The organism is Streptomyces sp. CA-294286 (genome assembly GCF_050947155.1).
Classification (GTDB): Bacteria; Actinomycetota; Actinomycetes; order Streptomycetales; family Streptomycetaceae; genus Streptomyces.
This window is the reverse complement of record NZ_CP192005.1, coordinates 722,416-735,577: the sequence shown is the minus strand read 5'-3', so window position 1 is coordinate 735,577 and position 13,162 is coordinate 722,416. Positions and strand designations below refer to the sequence as shown.

The following is a 13,162-nucleotide window of genomic DNA, read 5'->3' as shown; positions in this document are numbered from 1 at the left end:
CCCGTGCCCCTGAGCGGCGCAGGAGCCGCGGCCGAAGCCCCATGAGCGCCGGCAGGCCCGCTCGCGCGGGTCAGTACCTCGCACTCCTCGCCTACCTGGTGTTTCTCGCGTTCCCGTTCCTCTGGCTCGTCTCGACCGCCTTCAAGTCCCCGCGCGAACTGGGGGACCTGCACCCCACCTGGATCCCTAAGGGCCCCGGTCTCGACAACTTCCGGCAGGCCTTCGACGAACAGCCCCTCCTGCAAGCGGCCGGGAACAGCCTCGTCGCCGCGTGCGCCGCCGCCCTGATCGCCGTGGCCGTCGCCACCCCGATGGCCTTCGTGGTGGCCCGCCACCGCAGCAGGCTGACCACCGCGGCGACCGGCTGGGTGGTGGTCAGCCAGGCGTTCCCGTTCGTCCTGGTGATCATCCCGCTCTTCCTGATCCTGAAGAACCTCCACCTGATCAACTCCCTCCCCGGTCTGATCATGGTGTACGTCGTCTGGTCGCTGCCCTTCGCGCTGTGGATGCTGGTCGGGTACGTACGCGCCGTGCCGCCCGAGCTGGAGGAGGCGGCTGCGGTCGACGGCGCGAGCACCTTCCGTACGCTCGTCTCGGTCACCGCGCCGCTGCTCGCCCCCGGGCTCGTCGCCACCGCGCTGTTCGCGTTCATCACCGCATGGAACGAGTTCTTCTTCGCGCTCGTCCTGCTCAAGTCACCGGAGAAGCAGACCTTGCCGGTCGTCCTCACCCACTTCATCGGGGCGGAGGGCGTCGCCGATCTCGGTCCGCTGGCCGCCGCCGCGTTCCTCGCCACCCTGCCCTCGCTGGTGGTCTTCGCGCTCATCCAGAAGCGGATCACCGGCGGGATGCTGGCCGGGGCGGTGAAGAGCTGATGCGGGTACGCAGGCTCCCCGCGGCCCTCGCCGCGTCGGCCCTTCTGCTCACCGGCTGCTCGGCCGCCGAGCGCGGCCCCGACGAGCACGGTGTGATCACCCTCCGCTTCCAGTCGCTGGCCTGGCAGAAGGAGTCCGTCGACATCAACAGGAGACTCGTCGCCGAGTGGAACAAGGCCCACCCCACGATCCGCATCGAATACGTCCAGGGCAGCTGGGACAACGTCCACGACCATCTCCTCACCTCCTTCGAGGGCGGCGAGGCGCCCGACATCATCCACGACGCCTCCGACGACCTCGCCGACTTCGCCCACGGAGGCGACCTCGCCGACCTGACGGACCTCCTCCCCGACCGCCTCCGCGCCGACATCCCGCAACGGAGCTGGTCCACCGCCACCTTCGACAACAGGATCCACGGCGTCCCCTTCCTCCAGGAACCGCGCGTCCTGATCGCCAACGCGAGGCTGCTCAAGGCCTCGGGCGTGCGCATCCCCACCCCCGGCGCGCCCTGGAGCTGGGAGGAGTTCCGCCAGGTCGCCAAGAAGCTCACCGCGGACATGGGGGCGAAGAGGTACGGCGTGGCCTGGCCGCTGAAGGAGCCCGTCTCCGCCACCCTCAACCTCGGCCTGTCCGCGGGCGGCCAACTGTTCCGCGAGGACGACGACGGGAAGGTGAGGATTCGCTTCACCGAGGACGACGCGGTCGTCCCCGGCACCATTCACGACCAGGTCAACACCGACGGTTCCGCCTCGTCCGCCACCCTCGGCATGGGCGGCTCCGACACCCTTCCCGGGTTCTTCGGCGGCAAGTACGCGATGGTCCCGCTCGGGTTCTCCTACCGGCAGCAGATCAACGAGCAGGCCCCCGAGGGCTTCGAGTGGACGGTGCTCCCCGCGCCCGCGGGCAAGGACGGCCCGGCCCAGGGGGTGAGCCCGCAGACCCTGTCGGTGGCCGAGGACAGCCCGTACAAGAAGGAGGCGGTGGAGTTCATCGACTTCTTCCTCCAGCCGCAGAACATGGTGCGCCTCGCCAAGGGCGACTGGATGCTGCCGACGGGCACCGAGGCCCTCAAGGACCCCTCGTTGCGCACCGGGAAGGACGGCTGGGTCACCGGCACCGCCCTCGCGGCCCATCTGCGCCCGGCGCCCGCGCAGGCGGTCCGCGGCTACCCCGAGTGGAAGGACAAGGTGGCCACGCCCGCGTACCAGGAGTACTACAGCGGCGCGATCGACGAGGAGGAACTGCGCCAACGCCTGGAGAGGGACGGCAACTTGGTACTGGCCCGCTACCAGCGCTGAACCGAGCCGACACAGAAATCACTTGTACGAGACGTCTCGTCTCGCTTAGAGTGCGGGCATGAACGCCACACCTCGCCCTGCCACGCCCGGAACCGGCGCGTCCCGCGCCCCCGCGCACCTCGCCATGTTCTCCATCGCCTTTCCCGGGCACGTCAACCCCAGCCTCGAAGTGATCCGGGAGCTGGTCGCCCGGGGTCACCGGGTGAGTTACGCGATCCCCGCCCCGTATGCCGACAAGGTCGCCGCGACCGGCGCGGAGCCGGTGGTCTACACCTCGACCCTGCCGGACGAGGGCGCCGACCCGGAGGTCTGGGGCACCGAACTCATCGACAACCTCGAACCGTTCCTGCACAACGGCATCCAGGCGCTGCCGCAGCTGATCAAGGCATTCGAGGGCGATGAACCCGACCTCGTCCTCCACGACATCACCGCCTATCCGGCCCCCGTCCTCGCCCACCGCTGGGGCGTGCCCGCCATCTCCCTGTCGCCGAACATGGTCGCCTGGGAGGGGTACGAGGAAGAGGTCGCGAAGCCGATGTACGCCGGTCTCCTGAAGACCGAGCGGGGGCGGGCGTACATGGACCGCTTCCGCGACTGGCTGCGGGACAACGACATGCCCGCCGAGGACTTCTTCCAGTTCATCGCGCCGACCCGTTCCCTGGTGCTCATCCCCAAGGTGCTCCAGCCGAACGCCGACCGCGTCGACGAGTCCGTCCACACCTTCGTGGGGGCCTGCCAGGGAGCGCGCGCGGACCAGGGGGAGTGGCGCCGCCCGGCCGCTGCCGAGAAGGTCGTCCTCGTCTCGCTCGGCTCCTCCTTCACCAAGCAGCCCGCTTTCTACCGCGAGTGCGTCAAGGCGTTCGGCGACCTGCCGGGCTGGCACCTGGTGCTCCAGATCGGCAGGTTCGTCGAGGAGTCCGAGCTCGGCGAGATCCCGGCCCACGTGGAAGTGACGCGCTGGGCACCGCAGTTGAGCATCCTCAGGCAGGCCGACCTCTTCGTCACCCACGCGGGCGCCGGTGGCAGCCAGGAGGGACTCGCCACGGCCACCCCGATGATCGCCGTCCCGCAGGCCGTCGACCAGTTCGGCAACGCGGACATGCTCCAGGGTCTCGGCGTGGCCCGGCGCATCGAGACGGAAGACGCCACCGCCGAACGTCTGCGCGCCGCCGCGGAGTTCCTCGTCTCCGACCCGGAGGTGGCACGCAGTCTGCGGCAGATCGCGGACGGCATGGCCGCGGAGGGCGGAACCCCGCGGGCCGCCGACCTCATCGAGGCGGAACTCCCCAATTGAGGAGATGAGGAAAAGAAGTGAAGGAGCCCGGACCTCGCGAAATCCGCAAGGTCCGGGTTTTTCGTAAAATGCTCAACTGACGCCTGCGCAAGCCCGGTCGGCGTGCAGACGGATTCATGTCCGACTCGGGGTGCCCTGTCCATATTTTCCATTACGGATTTCCGCTCCGTGGATCACAGCCGTTTGGAGGTCTTGATCTCTGGCCGTCAATCGGCCAGTGTTTCGTGCCAACCCCCGGAGACCTTCCGTCCTTTGGGGGCCACCCCCACATTCCCCCCACAAAAGAATGGCGAGGAGAACCCTCTTCATGGCCATGAACAAGAACAAGCTGATCGCGGCGATAACCACCGTCGCCGCCGTGGCAGGCATGTCCGCCCTCACCGCCCCCACGGCGGGCGCGGCCCCCGCGGAAGGGGTCGTCATCGGCGCGAACGCCGAAGGCGCGGTCGCGGGCAGCTACCTCGTGATGCTCGACGCCAAGGCCGACAAGAAGGCTCTCGCCAAGTCCTACGGCGGCGAACTGAAGCGCGACTACACCGCGGCCGTCAACGGCTTCTCCGCCGACGGACTGACCGAGACCGAGGCCAGGCGCCTCGCCGCGGACCCCGCCGTCTCCAAGGTGGTCCAGAACAAGACGTTCCACGCCGGCGCCGTCCAGGACAACCCGCCGTCCTGGGGTCTGGACCGCGTCGACCAGGCCGACACCGCCGGGGACAAGAAGTACGCGTACCCCGACACGGCGGGCGAGGGCGTCACCGCCTACGTCATCGACACCGGAGTCCGGATCACCCACAAGGACTTCGGCGGACGCGCCGTCTCCGGGTTCGACGCCATCGACAACGACGACAACGCGGACGACGGCAACGGGCACGGCACCCACGTCGCCGGGACCATCGCAGGCGCCGCGCACGGCGTCGCCAAGAAGGCGAAGATCGTCGCCGTCCGCGTCCTCGACGACCAGGGTTCCGGAACCACCGAGCAGGTCGTCGCGGGCATCGACTGGGTCACCAAGAACCACAAGGGCCCCTCCGTCGCCAACATGAGCCTCGGCGGCGGCGTCGACCCCGTCCTCGACGCAGCCGTCGAGAAGGCCATCGCGTCCGGCATCACCTTCGCGGTCGCCGCCGGAAACGACGCCGACGACGCCAAGAACCACTCCCCGGCCCGCGTCCCGGAGGCCCTCACGGTCGCCTCGTCCACGAACACGGACGCCCAGTCCGGCTTCTCCAACTTCGGTTCGCTCGTGGATCTGTACGCCCCCGGCTCGGACATCACCGCCCCCTGGATCGGCGGGGACGACGCCACGAAGACCATCTCCGGCACCTCGATGGCGACCCCCCACGTCGCCGGTGCGGCCGCGGTCCACCTGGCCGCCCACCAGGACGCCACCCCGGCCCAGGTCGCCGAGGCACTGACCGGCGGCGCCACCGCAGGCAAGATCACCAACCCGTCCGCGGGCACCCCGAACAAGCTGCTCAAGATCGTCGAGTAGTCGGCGACCCCCGGCACGGCCGCCGTGCCCTTCCCCCACGGGGCACGGCGGCCGGGGCCGGCGATCGGCGCTCGATGGTCGCGCGGAGGCGTTGTCAGTGGCGGCGTCTATCGTCGGAACATGACGCGGAAAACGTACGCCGCCCTCCTGCGCGGCATCAATGTGAGCGGCCACCGCAAGGTGCCGATGGCAGAACTGCGCGCTCTCCTGGGTGAATTGGGCCACACCGGCGTACGTACCCACCTCAACAGCGGCAACGCCGTCTTCCGTACGGAATCGACCGCTTCCGAGGAGGTTCTCGCTCTCGACCTCAGGGCCGCCATGGAGAAACACTTCGGTTTCCCCGTCGACTGCGTGGTCCGGGACCACACCTATCTCCGCACCGTGGCGCAGACGTGCCCCTTCCCCGCCGCGGAACTGGAAGGAAAGCAACTGCACGCCACCTTCTCCTCCGGCCCGCTCGACCCCGCGCGATACGCCGCACTCGACCAGGCGTCGTACCTCCCCGAGGAATTCCGCCTCGGAGACCGGGTGCTGTACCTCTACGCCCCCGACGGCCTCGGCCGCTCCAAGCTCGGTGAGGCCCTGTCCCGTCCCGCACTGCACAAGGACCTCACCGTCACCACCCGAAACTGGAACACGGTGGTGAAACTGGTCGAACTCACCCAGTGAAAGCCCGCTGCCTCACACGGCGGTGCGCTCCACCGGAATCCACAGCTCCGCCTCCGCCTCGGTGGCGTCCGCGTTCAACCGGGTCCGCAGGATTTCCGGGCCCGGCCTGCTCCGGTACGGATTCGACGGAAACCACTGTGTGAACACGTCACGCCACAGGAACTGCAATGCCTGCGGGAACCGGCCGGAACTCGTGAACACCGCCCACGTCCCCGCCGGCACCCGCAACGTGTCCAGCCCCTCCGGGACGTCCGCCGCCCCGGTCACCACCCCGTGGTAGTAGTCCAGCTCCGTGCCCTCCGCCCGGCTGTCCGCGAGGTCGTCGCTGACTCCGACGATCCCGTCCGGACGCTGGTCGGAAAGCGCCGCGATCCGTGCCAGCTCCTCCTTGTCCAAACCGCGGATGAACTCGCCGATCGCCGGGTTCATCCCCTCGTGCACCAGGGGCACCCGCGCACGTTTGCCCACCACGCGGAACGCGTCCTTCTCCACTACTCGGTATTCCATGCTGCTGTTTCCCTCCACGACGAGACGGAAGGACATCCGGGGCTGCGAGCGCAGTGCCGCACCGGTCCGCCGGGCCTCGCCCGGACCGACGCCGTGCATCGCACGGAACGCCCGCGCGAACGCCTCGCCCGACCCGTACCCGTACCGCACGGCGATCTCCAGCAGGGTCCGCCGACCGTCGAGCACCTCGGCGCCCGCGACGCTGAGCCGCCTGCGCCGCACGTACTCCGACAGCGGCATCCCCGCCAGCGACGAGAACATCCGCCGGAAGTGGTACTCCGACGTCATCGCGATCCGCGCCAGCTCGGCGATCTCGACCTCCCGCTCCCCGGCCAGCCGGACCTCGATGTGCTCCATGGCCAGGTTCAGCCGGTCCAGCACCCCGGACCTCCCTCCTTGTTGTGCCGCCACGCTACGAGAGGTCCACCCTGCCGCACCCGACATCCTGTGCCCGCGAAGGTCGGGGGCATGATCGGCGACGACAGCACACGCCAACAGTGGGGAGATCCTCGTGCGGTACGTCATCATCGGGGCCGGAGCGATCGGCGGCGCCCTCGGCGGCAGGCTGGCGGAGGCCGGGCACGAGGTCGTCCTCGTGGCACGCGGCGCGCACCTGGAGGCCCTGCGCACGACGGGACTCCGTCTCACCACGCCGGAAGGGACCCGTACCCTGCGGCTCCCGTGCGCCCAGGGCCCGGAGGAGGTCGAGCTGCGCACGGACGACGTTCTCGTGCTCGCCGTCAAGACGCAGGACAGCATCGCCGCCCTCGACGCCTGGAGCGGACGGCCGGTCGCGGGCGGCGGCACCGCGGGGGAGGTGCTGCCCCTGGTCTGCGCACAGAACGGCGTCGAGAACGAACGCCTCGCGCTGCGCCGCTTCCGCCGTGTGTACGCGATGTGCGTGTACCTTCCGGCGACCTTCGTCGCGGCCGGCGCGGTGTCGGCGGGCGGCTCCCCGGTGAGCGGAGTCCTGCACCTCGGGAGCTTTCCGCGGGGCGTGGACGACACGGTCCGGGCGATCGCCGCCGATCTGGAGGGGGCATGCTTCCTGGCACCGGTCGTGCCGGAGGTGATGCGCTGGAAGTACGCCAAGCTGTTGAGCAACCTGGCGAACTCGCTGAACGCGGTCTCCGGTACGGCGGCCCTCGGCTCGGCGGCGGGCCGCGAGCTCGTGCGGCGCGCGGTCGCGGAGGGCCGCGCGGTCCTCACGGCGGCGGGCCTCGGGTGGGCGAGCGACGCCGAACAGGCCGAGGCGCGGGAGGGCCGGATCATCCAGGTTGCGCTCGACGGGCAGGAACCGGGCGGCGGGTCCTCCTGGCAGAGTCTGGCGCGCGGCACCGGCAGCATCGAGGCCGACCATCTGAACGGGGAGATCGTCCTGCTCGGCAGGGTGCACGGCGTACCGACTCCGGTGAACGACGTCCTGCGACGGCTGGCCAACGAGTTCGCCCGGGAGCGGCAGGCGGCCGGATCGATGCCGGTGGAGGAGGTGGCACGGCGGGTGGCCGTCGAAGAAGCGGGGCTCTGAGTCGCGGCTGCCGGACCCCCTCCGGCAGCCGCACGTACCGGGCACGCGAAGCGTGCGCGGCGGGGGCGCGGCGGCCCGGGGCCCGGCGGCGCTCTCCCGTTCTCAGCCCGCTCGCCCGGAGGGCAGAACGCTCAACCCCTTGCGCCGGGCCGCAGGCGTCGGCGCCGCACGGTGTCTCCGCTGAGCCGCCGCGGAAGTGGGCGCGGGGCCCACGCCTCCCAAAACGGTACGGGCGGGGGCGGGCGCCGCCTGCTGCGGGCCGCCCGCCTCCTCGTACCGCCGTAGCACCAGGCGCGCCAGCTCCGGGCAGTCGCCCAGCACACCGGCCAGCAGATCCGCCTCGGCCGCCCCCCGGGCGATCCTGTCCGGCAGAAAACCGGGGGCCAGGACGTACGGAGCGACCGCCACCCTCTTCACCCCCGGTTCCGTGCGCAGGGCCCGTACCGCGTCCTCGGTACGGGGCAGTGCCGCGGAGGCGAACGCAGGTCGCACGGAGCACCAGCCGGTGTTCCGCAGCTCCCGCGCGATTTCAGCGATCACTGCGATCGCCTCCGGGTCCGTGGAGCCCGCCGAGGCCAGGACGACCCCGGTCGAGCTTCTGTCGCCGGGCCGCAGCCCGGCCTCGTGCAGGGCCTCCGCCAGGCGCCTCTGCACCGCGGCGAGCAGCAGGGGGGACGGGCCGAGCACGTTCGCCCGCCTTATGCGCAGCCCCGGCAGCCGCACCGATGCGGCGTCCAGTACGGCGGGGATGTCGGCCTTGGCGTGGAAGGCGCGGGTGAGGAGGAGAGGCAGGGCGAGGACCTCGCGTTCCCCCTGGGCCGCCAGCCGGTCCAGCTCGCTCTCGACGGACGGCGCGTTGAAGTCCAGGAAGCTCGTCTCCACGCGCAGCCCCGGTCGTAGCGCCCGGACCCGGGCCGTCAGCGCGCGCACCGTCTCCGCGTGGCGCGGGTCGCGGCTGCCGTGGGCGATGACCAGGAGCACGGGGGAGGGGGAGGGGGCGCGGTGCACGGGGTCAGCTCCTGACGAGGAGGCCGCGGCTGCGCAGCACGCGGCGTTCCAGGGGGGAGAAGAACAGCAGGTCGATGCCGATGCCGACGATCAGGATGAGGATGATCGTGGCCAGTACTCCGGACATGTCGCTGTTGACGCGGAAGTTCTCCATCAACTGGCCCAGTCCGGTGCCCAGGTCGGGCGAGCTGGCGATCAGCTCGGCGGCCATCAAGGAGCGCCACGAGAACGCCCAGCCCTGCTTGAGCCCGGCGAGGTAGCCGGGGAGCGCGGCGGGGAGCAGGACGTGGCGCACGCTGTCGAAGCCGCGGGCGCCGAGAGTGCGCCCGGCCCGCAGGTGCAACGGCGGGATCTGGTCCACGCCGGACACCAGCCCGTTGGCGATGGAGGGCACCGCGCCGAGGAGCACCACGGCGTAGATCGTCGCGTCGGTGAGACCGAACCAGATGATCGCGGCCGGGACCCAGGCGACGGAGGGCAGGGACTGGAGGCCGGAGAGGATGGGGCCGATCGCCGCCCGCACCACCTTCACCCGGGCCACCAGCAACCCCAGCGGGGTGCCGATCGCCACGGAGACCACGAAGCCCAGCGCGCCGCGCGAGATGCTCGTCCAGATGTAGCCGAGGAGGGTGCCTTCGAGCCACATCGTGCGCACCGAGTCCGCCACGTCGAGCGGGCCCGGCAGGACGTAGTCCGGCTTGAGGTCGGAGGCCGCGGCGAGCTGCCAGACGGTGACGACGAGGACGATGGCGACGAGCGGCGGAACCACCTTGGCGAGCAGGATCCGGCCGAGGCCGACGCGTTCGCGGGCGGGCGCGGAGTCCAGGGCGTCGAGACCCGCTTCCAACCCGGCCAGGCTCTCGGCGGGGCCGTCCGCGGCGGCCTTCCTCGCCGCGGCGGACGAGGTGCCTGCCGCTCCCGTGGTGGAGCCCGTGCCCTCGGCGGGTTCCGTGTCCCCGACGGGTCCGGTGGGTTCCGTGTCTCCGGTGGCCCGGGTCGTGTCAGTGCTGGCCATGTCGGCGGATCTCCCCACGCAGCTGTTCAGTGATCTCTACGGACAGTTCGGCCACCGCCGCGTCCTCGATGCGACGCGGCTGCGGCAGCCCGATCTGCCACTGGCGGGCGATCCGCCCGGGGCGCGAGGACAGCAGGACGACGCGCTGCGCCAGCCGTACCGCCTCGCGCACGTTGTGCGTGACGAACAGGACGGAGACCGAGGTCTGCGACCAGATGCGGGTCAGCTCCTCGTGCAGGACGTCGCGCGTGATGGCGTCGAGGGCCGCGAACGGCTCGTCCATCAGCAGGAGTTGACTGTCCTGGGCGAGCGCGCGGGCCAGGGCGACGCGCTGACGCATGCCGCCCGACAGCTCGTGCACCCGCTTGCCGTACGCGCCCTTCAGCCGTACGAGTTCCAGCAGCCGCTCCGCCTCCGGACGGCGGTCCGCCTTCGGGACCCCGCGCAGCTTCAGCGCCAGCTCGATGTTCTTCCCCGCCGTGAGCCAGGGGAACAGCGCATGCTCCTGGAACATCAGGGCCGGCCGCCCGCCGGGCACGTCGATGGCGCCGGCCGACGGCTTGTCGAGCCCGGCGACCAGATTGAGCAGCGTCGACTTGCCGCAGCCCGACGCCCCGAGGAGGGTGACGAACTCGCCCGGTGCGACGTCGATGCTGACGTCGTCCAGGACGAGCTGCTGCCCCGGACCCGGCCGGCCGAACGACTTCGAGACGTGGTCGATGCGTGCCGCGTACGGCGACGACGCCTGCGGTGCGACCGGTGCGGCGGCCGACGTCTCCTGCTTGGCGAGTGCGGTGGTCATGTCTCACGCCTCCTGTGGGGTGAACGGGCGTACGGAAGGAACTACTTGACGCCCAGCCCGGCGTCCTCGACGGCCGGCCTGCCCGCCGCCGCAAGGACCTTGTTCAGTGGGCGCAGGTCGTAGATGCCGTCCAGCAGCGGGTCCTTGAGGAGGCCGACCTTCTGTGCGTGCAGGGCCTCGTCGCGCAGGGTCGAGGCGAGCGGGTCGTCGATGACCTCGACGTTCCTGAACGCCCGGTCGAGCACCTGTGCGGGAAGTTCCTTGCCGGAGTCCGCCTTCAGTTTCGCGTTGACGCTCGCCTTGGCCCGGTCGGGGTTGGCCTTGATCCACGCGTTGGTCTTCACCGAGCCGCGCAGTACCGCTTCGACGACATCGGGGTGCTTCGTCAGGAAGTCCTGCCGGACGATGATGTTCGTGATGACGAACTTCTCGTCCTTCCACAGCTTCTTCTCGTCGAGGAGGACCGTGCCGCCGTCCGCCACCAGCTTCGACGCGGTCGGCTCCGGAACCCAGGCGCCGTCGATGGCACCGGACTTGAAGGAGAACGGAATCTCCTTGTTGTCCTGCCGGAGCACCGTCACGTCCCCCTTGCCGGTGCTCGCGTCGACCGTGTGGCCCTTCTGCGACAGGTAGTTCAGGAGCGCCACGTCCTGGGTGTTGCCCAGCTGCGGGGTGGCGAGGCGCTTGCCCTTGAGGTCGTCCAGCGACTTGACCTTCTCGCCGTGGACGACGAGTGAGACGCCGCCGGAAGCGGAACCGCCGACGATGCGCAGGTTCTGGCCCTTGGACCTGCTGAAGCCGTTGAGGGCGGGGGACGGGCCGATCCAGCCGATGTCGATGGCCTTGGCGTTCAGCGCCTCGATCTCGGAGGGGCCCGCGTTGAAGACCTGAGCCTTGACCTTGGTGCCGCCCAACTCCTTCTGGAACAGGCCCTCTTGCAGGCCCGCCAGGGCGGTCGCGTGCGTGACGTTGGCGAAGTAGCCGATCCTCACCTCGTCGAGGCCGCCGACCTTCTCCCCCCGGGCGACGGGGACGGCCCTGTCCTGGTCCTTGGCCTGGGAGCCGTAGCCGCAGGCGCCGAGCGCGCCGACCAGCAGGGAGGTCGCGGCGACGGCGGTCAGGGACCGGCGCAGGGGGGAACGGGAGGCAGGCATTTTGGTGGGTCCTCGGGTCTTCGCTCGTGCGTGCGGAAGGGGATGGGTGCGGGGGAGGCGTACGTCATCGCACACATCGCCCGACCCCGCCCTGACCGCTGCCGAGGGTGCCGCTGCCGATCCGGCCGCCCTCCTTCGCGAAGGACGCGTACGCGTCGGTGACCGCCATCAGAAGTCCCAGCCCTCTTCGTCCGCCACGGAGTTGACGGCCGCGTGGGTGGCGAACGACTCGCCCGCCATGCCCGCGGAGAGCGTCGTGCCGTCCGCCGGGTCGATCAGCAGGAAGGAACCCGTGCGCCGGGAGTCCGCGTACGCGTCCAGGGCGAGCGGCTCCGCCGTCCGTACGACGACCCGCCCGATGTCGTTGGCGACGAGCTGACCGGGGGCCGGGTGCTGGGACAGGTCGTCCAGGGTGAGCCGGGACGGAATGTCCTTGACGATCGCCTTCACGGTGCGGGTGGTGTGCTTGATCAGCACCCGCTGGCCCACCGACAGCGGCTGGTCGGCGACGTGGCAGACGGTCGCCTCCACGTCCTGGGTGGGTGTCGGCGCGTCCCCCGCCGGGGCGATCAGGTCGCCGCGCGAGACGTCGATGTCGTCGGTCAGGCGCAGCGTCACCGACTGCGGCGCCCACGCGATGTCGACGGCCTCGCCGAGCGCGTCGATTCCGGCGATGGTGCTGGTGCGGCCCGACGGCAGGACGGCGACCTGCTCGCCGACCCGGAACGCGCCGGCGGCGATCTGTCCCGCGTACCCACGGTAGTCGGGGTGCTCGGCGGACTGCGGCCGGATCACGTACTGGACGGGGAAGCGGGCGTGGCAGGCGGTGAGGTCGTGGGCGACCGGCACCGTCTCCAGGTGCTCCAGGACGGTCGGCCCGCCGTACCAGTCCATGTGCGCGGACGGCTCCACCACGTTGTCCCCGGCGAGCGCGGAGATCGGTATCGCCGTGATCTCCGGTACGCCCAACTCGCTGGCGTAAGCGGTGAATTCGCGGGCGATGTCCGCGAAGACGGGCTCCGCGTAGTCGACCAGGTCCATCTTGTTGACGGCCAGCACCACGTGCGGCACCCGCAGCAGCGCGGCCACCGCGGCGTGCCGACGGGTCTGTTCGACGACCCCGTTGCGGGCGTCGACCAGGACCACGGCCAGCTCGGCGGTGGACGCGCCGGTCACCATGTTCCGCGTGTACTGCACGTGTCCGGGGGTGTCGGCCAGGATGAAGCGGCGCCGGGGTGTGGCGAAGTAGCGGTAGGCGACGTCGATGGTGATGCCCTGCTCGCGTTCGGCGCGCAGGCCGTCCGTCAGCAGCGCCAGGTCCGGCGTCGCCTGCCCCCGGTTGCGGGAGGCGTGCTCGACGGCCTCCAACTGGTCGGTCAGCACGGACTTCGAGTCGTGCAGCAGCCGCCCCACCAGGGTGGACTTGCCGTCGTCGACGGACCCGGCGGTCGCGAAGCGAAGAAGGGTGGTGGTGCTCAACTGGTCGACCGCGGCGGCGGTGTTCACGGTGGTCATGG

At 70.7% G+C, this 13,162-nt stretch carries 11 protein-coding genes and 1 pseudogene; 6 read left to right on the top strand and 6 right to left on the bottom strand.

Annotation, left to right across the window (positions count from 1 at the left end; all coding sequences use genetic code 11):
- Positions 1-41: 41 nt before the first annotated feature.
- From ACQPZG_RS08075 to ACQPZG_RS08055, 5 genes are all read left to right on the top strand, one after another.
- Positions 42-875, top strand: coding sequence for a carbohydrate ABC transporter permease (locus tag ACQPZG_RS08075; protein ID WP_433545147.1), 834 nt, complete (start codon positions 42-44; stop codon positions 873-875).
- Positions 875-2,173: an ABC transporter substrate-binding protein gene (locus ACQPZG_RS08070; RefSeq protein WP_433545146.1), complete on the top strand. Its 1,299-nt coding sequence runs from the start codon at positions 875-877 to the stop codon at positions 2,171-2,173. Before ACQPZG_RS08075 ends, ACQPZG_RS08070 begins: the two co-directional genes overlap by 1 nt.
- Before the next feature lie 58 nt (positions 2,174-2,231).
- Positions 2,232-3,467 carry a macrolide-inactivating glycosyltransferase gene (gene mgt, locus ACQPZG_RS08065; RefSeq protein WP_433545145.1) on the top strand — a complete coding sequence of 412 codons (1,236 nt, stop codon included), beginning with the start codon at positions 2,232-2,234 and terminating at the stop codon, positions 3,465-3,467.
- Between the two features lie 307 nt (positions 3,468-3,774).
- Positions 3,775-4,959 carry a S8 family serine peptidase gene (locus tag ACQPZG_RS08060; protein WP_433545144.1) on the top strand — a complete coding sequence of 395 codons (1,185 nt, stop codon included), beginning with the start codon at positions 3,775-3,777 and terminating at the stop codon, positions 4,957-4,959.
- A 120-nt stretch (positions 4,960-5,079) separates the two neighbouring features.
- Positions 5,080-5,631, top strand: coding sequence for a DUF1697 domain-containing protein (locus tag ACQPZG_RS08055; RefSeq protein ID WP_433545143.1), 552 nt, complete (start codon positions 5,080-5,082; stop codon positions 5,629-5,631).
- Between the two features lie 12 nt (positions 5,632-5,643).
- Here the strand turns inward: ACQPZG_RS08055 and ACQPZG_RS08050 are convergent, their stop codons facing one another.
- Entirely contained in the window at positions 5,644-6,519 is an 876-nt protein-coding gene (locus ACQPZG_RS08050; protein WP_433545142.1) for an AraC family transcriptional regulator, read from the bottom strand.
- Between the two features lie 130 nt (positions 6,520-6,649).
- On the opposite strand from ACQPZG_RS08050, the gene ACQPZG_RS08045 reads away from it, so the two are divergent.
- Positions 6,650-7,666 (top strand): ketopantoate reductase family protein, encoded by a 1,017-nt coding sequence (locus tag ACQPZG_RS08045; RefSeq protein ID WP_433545141.1) that lies wholly within the window; start codon positions 6,650-6,652, stop codon positions 7,664-7,666.
- Positions 7,667-7,909: 243 nt separating this feature from the next.
- Here ACQPZG_RS08045 and ACQPZG_RS08040 read toward each other — a convergent pair.
- The 5 genes and pseudogenes from ACQPZG_RS08040 to ACQPZG_RS08020 all read right to left on the bottom strand — a co-directional run.
- A pseudogene (locus ACQPZG_RS08040) lies at positions 7,910-8,674 on the bottom strand (sirohydrochlorin chelatase); the annotation flags it as partial.
- Between the two features lie 4 nt (positions 8,675-8,678).
- Positions 8,679-9,689 carry an ABC transporter permease gene (locus tag ACQPZG_RS08035; protein ID WP_433545140.1) on the bottom strand — a complete coding sequence of 337 codons (1,011 nt, stop codon included), beginning with the start codon at positions 9,687-9,689 and terminating at the stop codon, positions 8,679-8,681.
- Complete coding sequence (locus ACQPZG_RS08030; RefSeq protein WP_433545139.1) at positions 9,676-10,491, bottom strand: ABC transporter ATP-binding protein; 816 nt, start codon at positions 10,489-10,491, stop codon at positions 9,676-9,678. Before ACQPZG_RS08030 ends, ACQPZG_RS08035 begins: the two co-directional genes overlap by 14 nt.
- A 41-nt stretch (positions 10,492-10,532) precedes the next feature.
- Positions 10,533-11,645, bottom strand: coding sequence for an aliphatic sulfonate ABC transporter substrate-binding protein (locus ACQPZG_RS08025; RefSeq protein WP_433545138.1), 1,113 nt, complete (start codon positions 11,643-11,645; stop codon positions 10,533-10,535).
- Between the two features lie 168 nt (positions 11,646-11,813).
- A complete protein-coding gene (locus ACQPZG_RS08020; protein WP_433545137.1) occupies positions 11,814-13,160 on the bottom strand; it encodes a sulfate adenylyltransferase subunit 1 in 1,347 nt (448 codons plus the stop codon).
- Between the last annotated feature and the right edge of the window lie 2 nt (positions 13,161-13,162).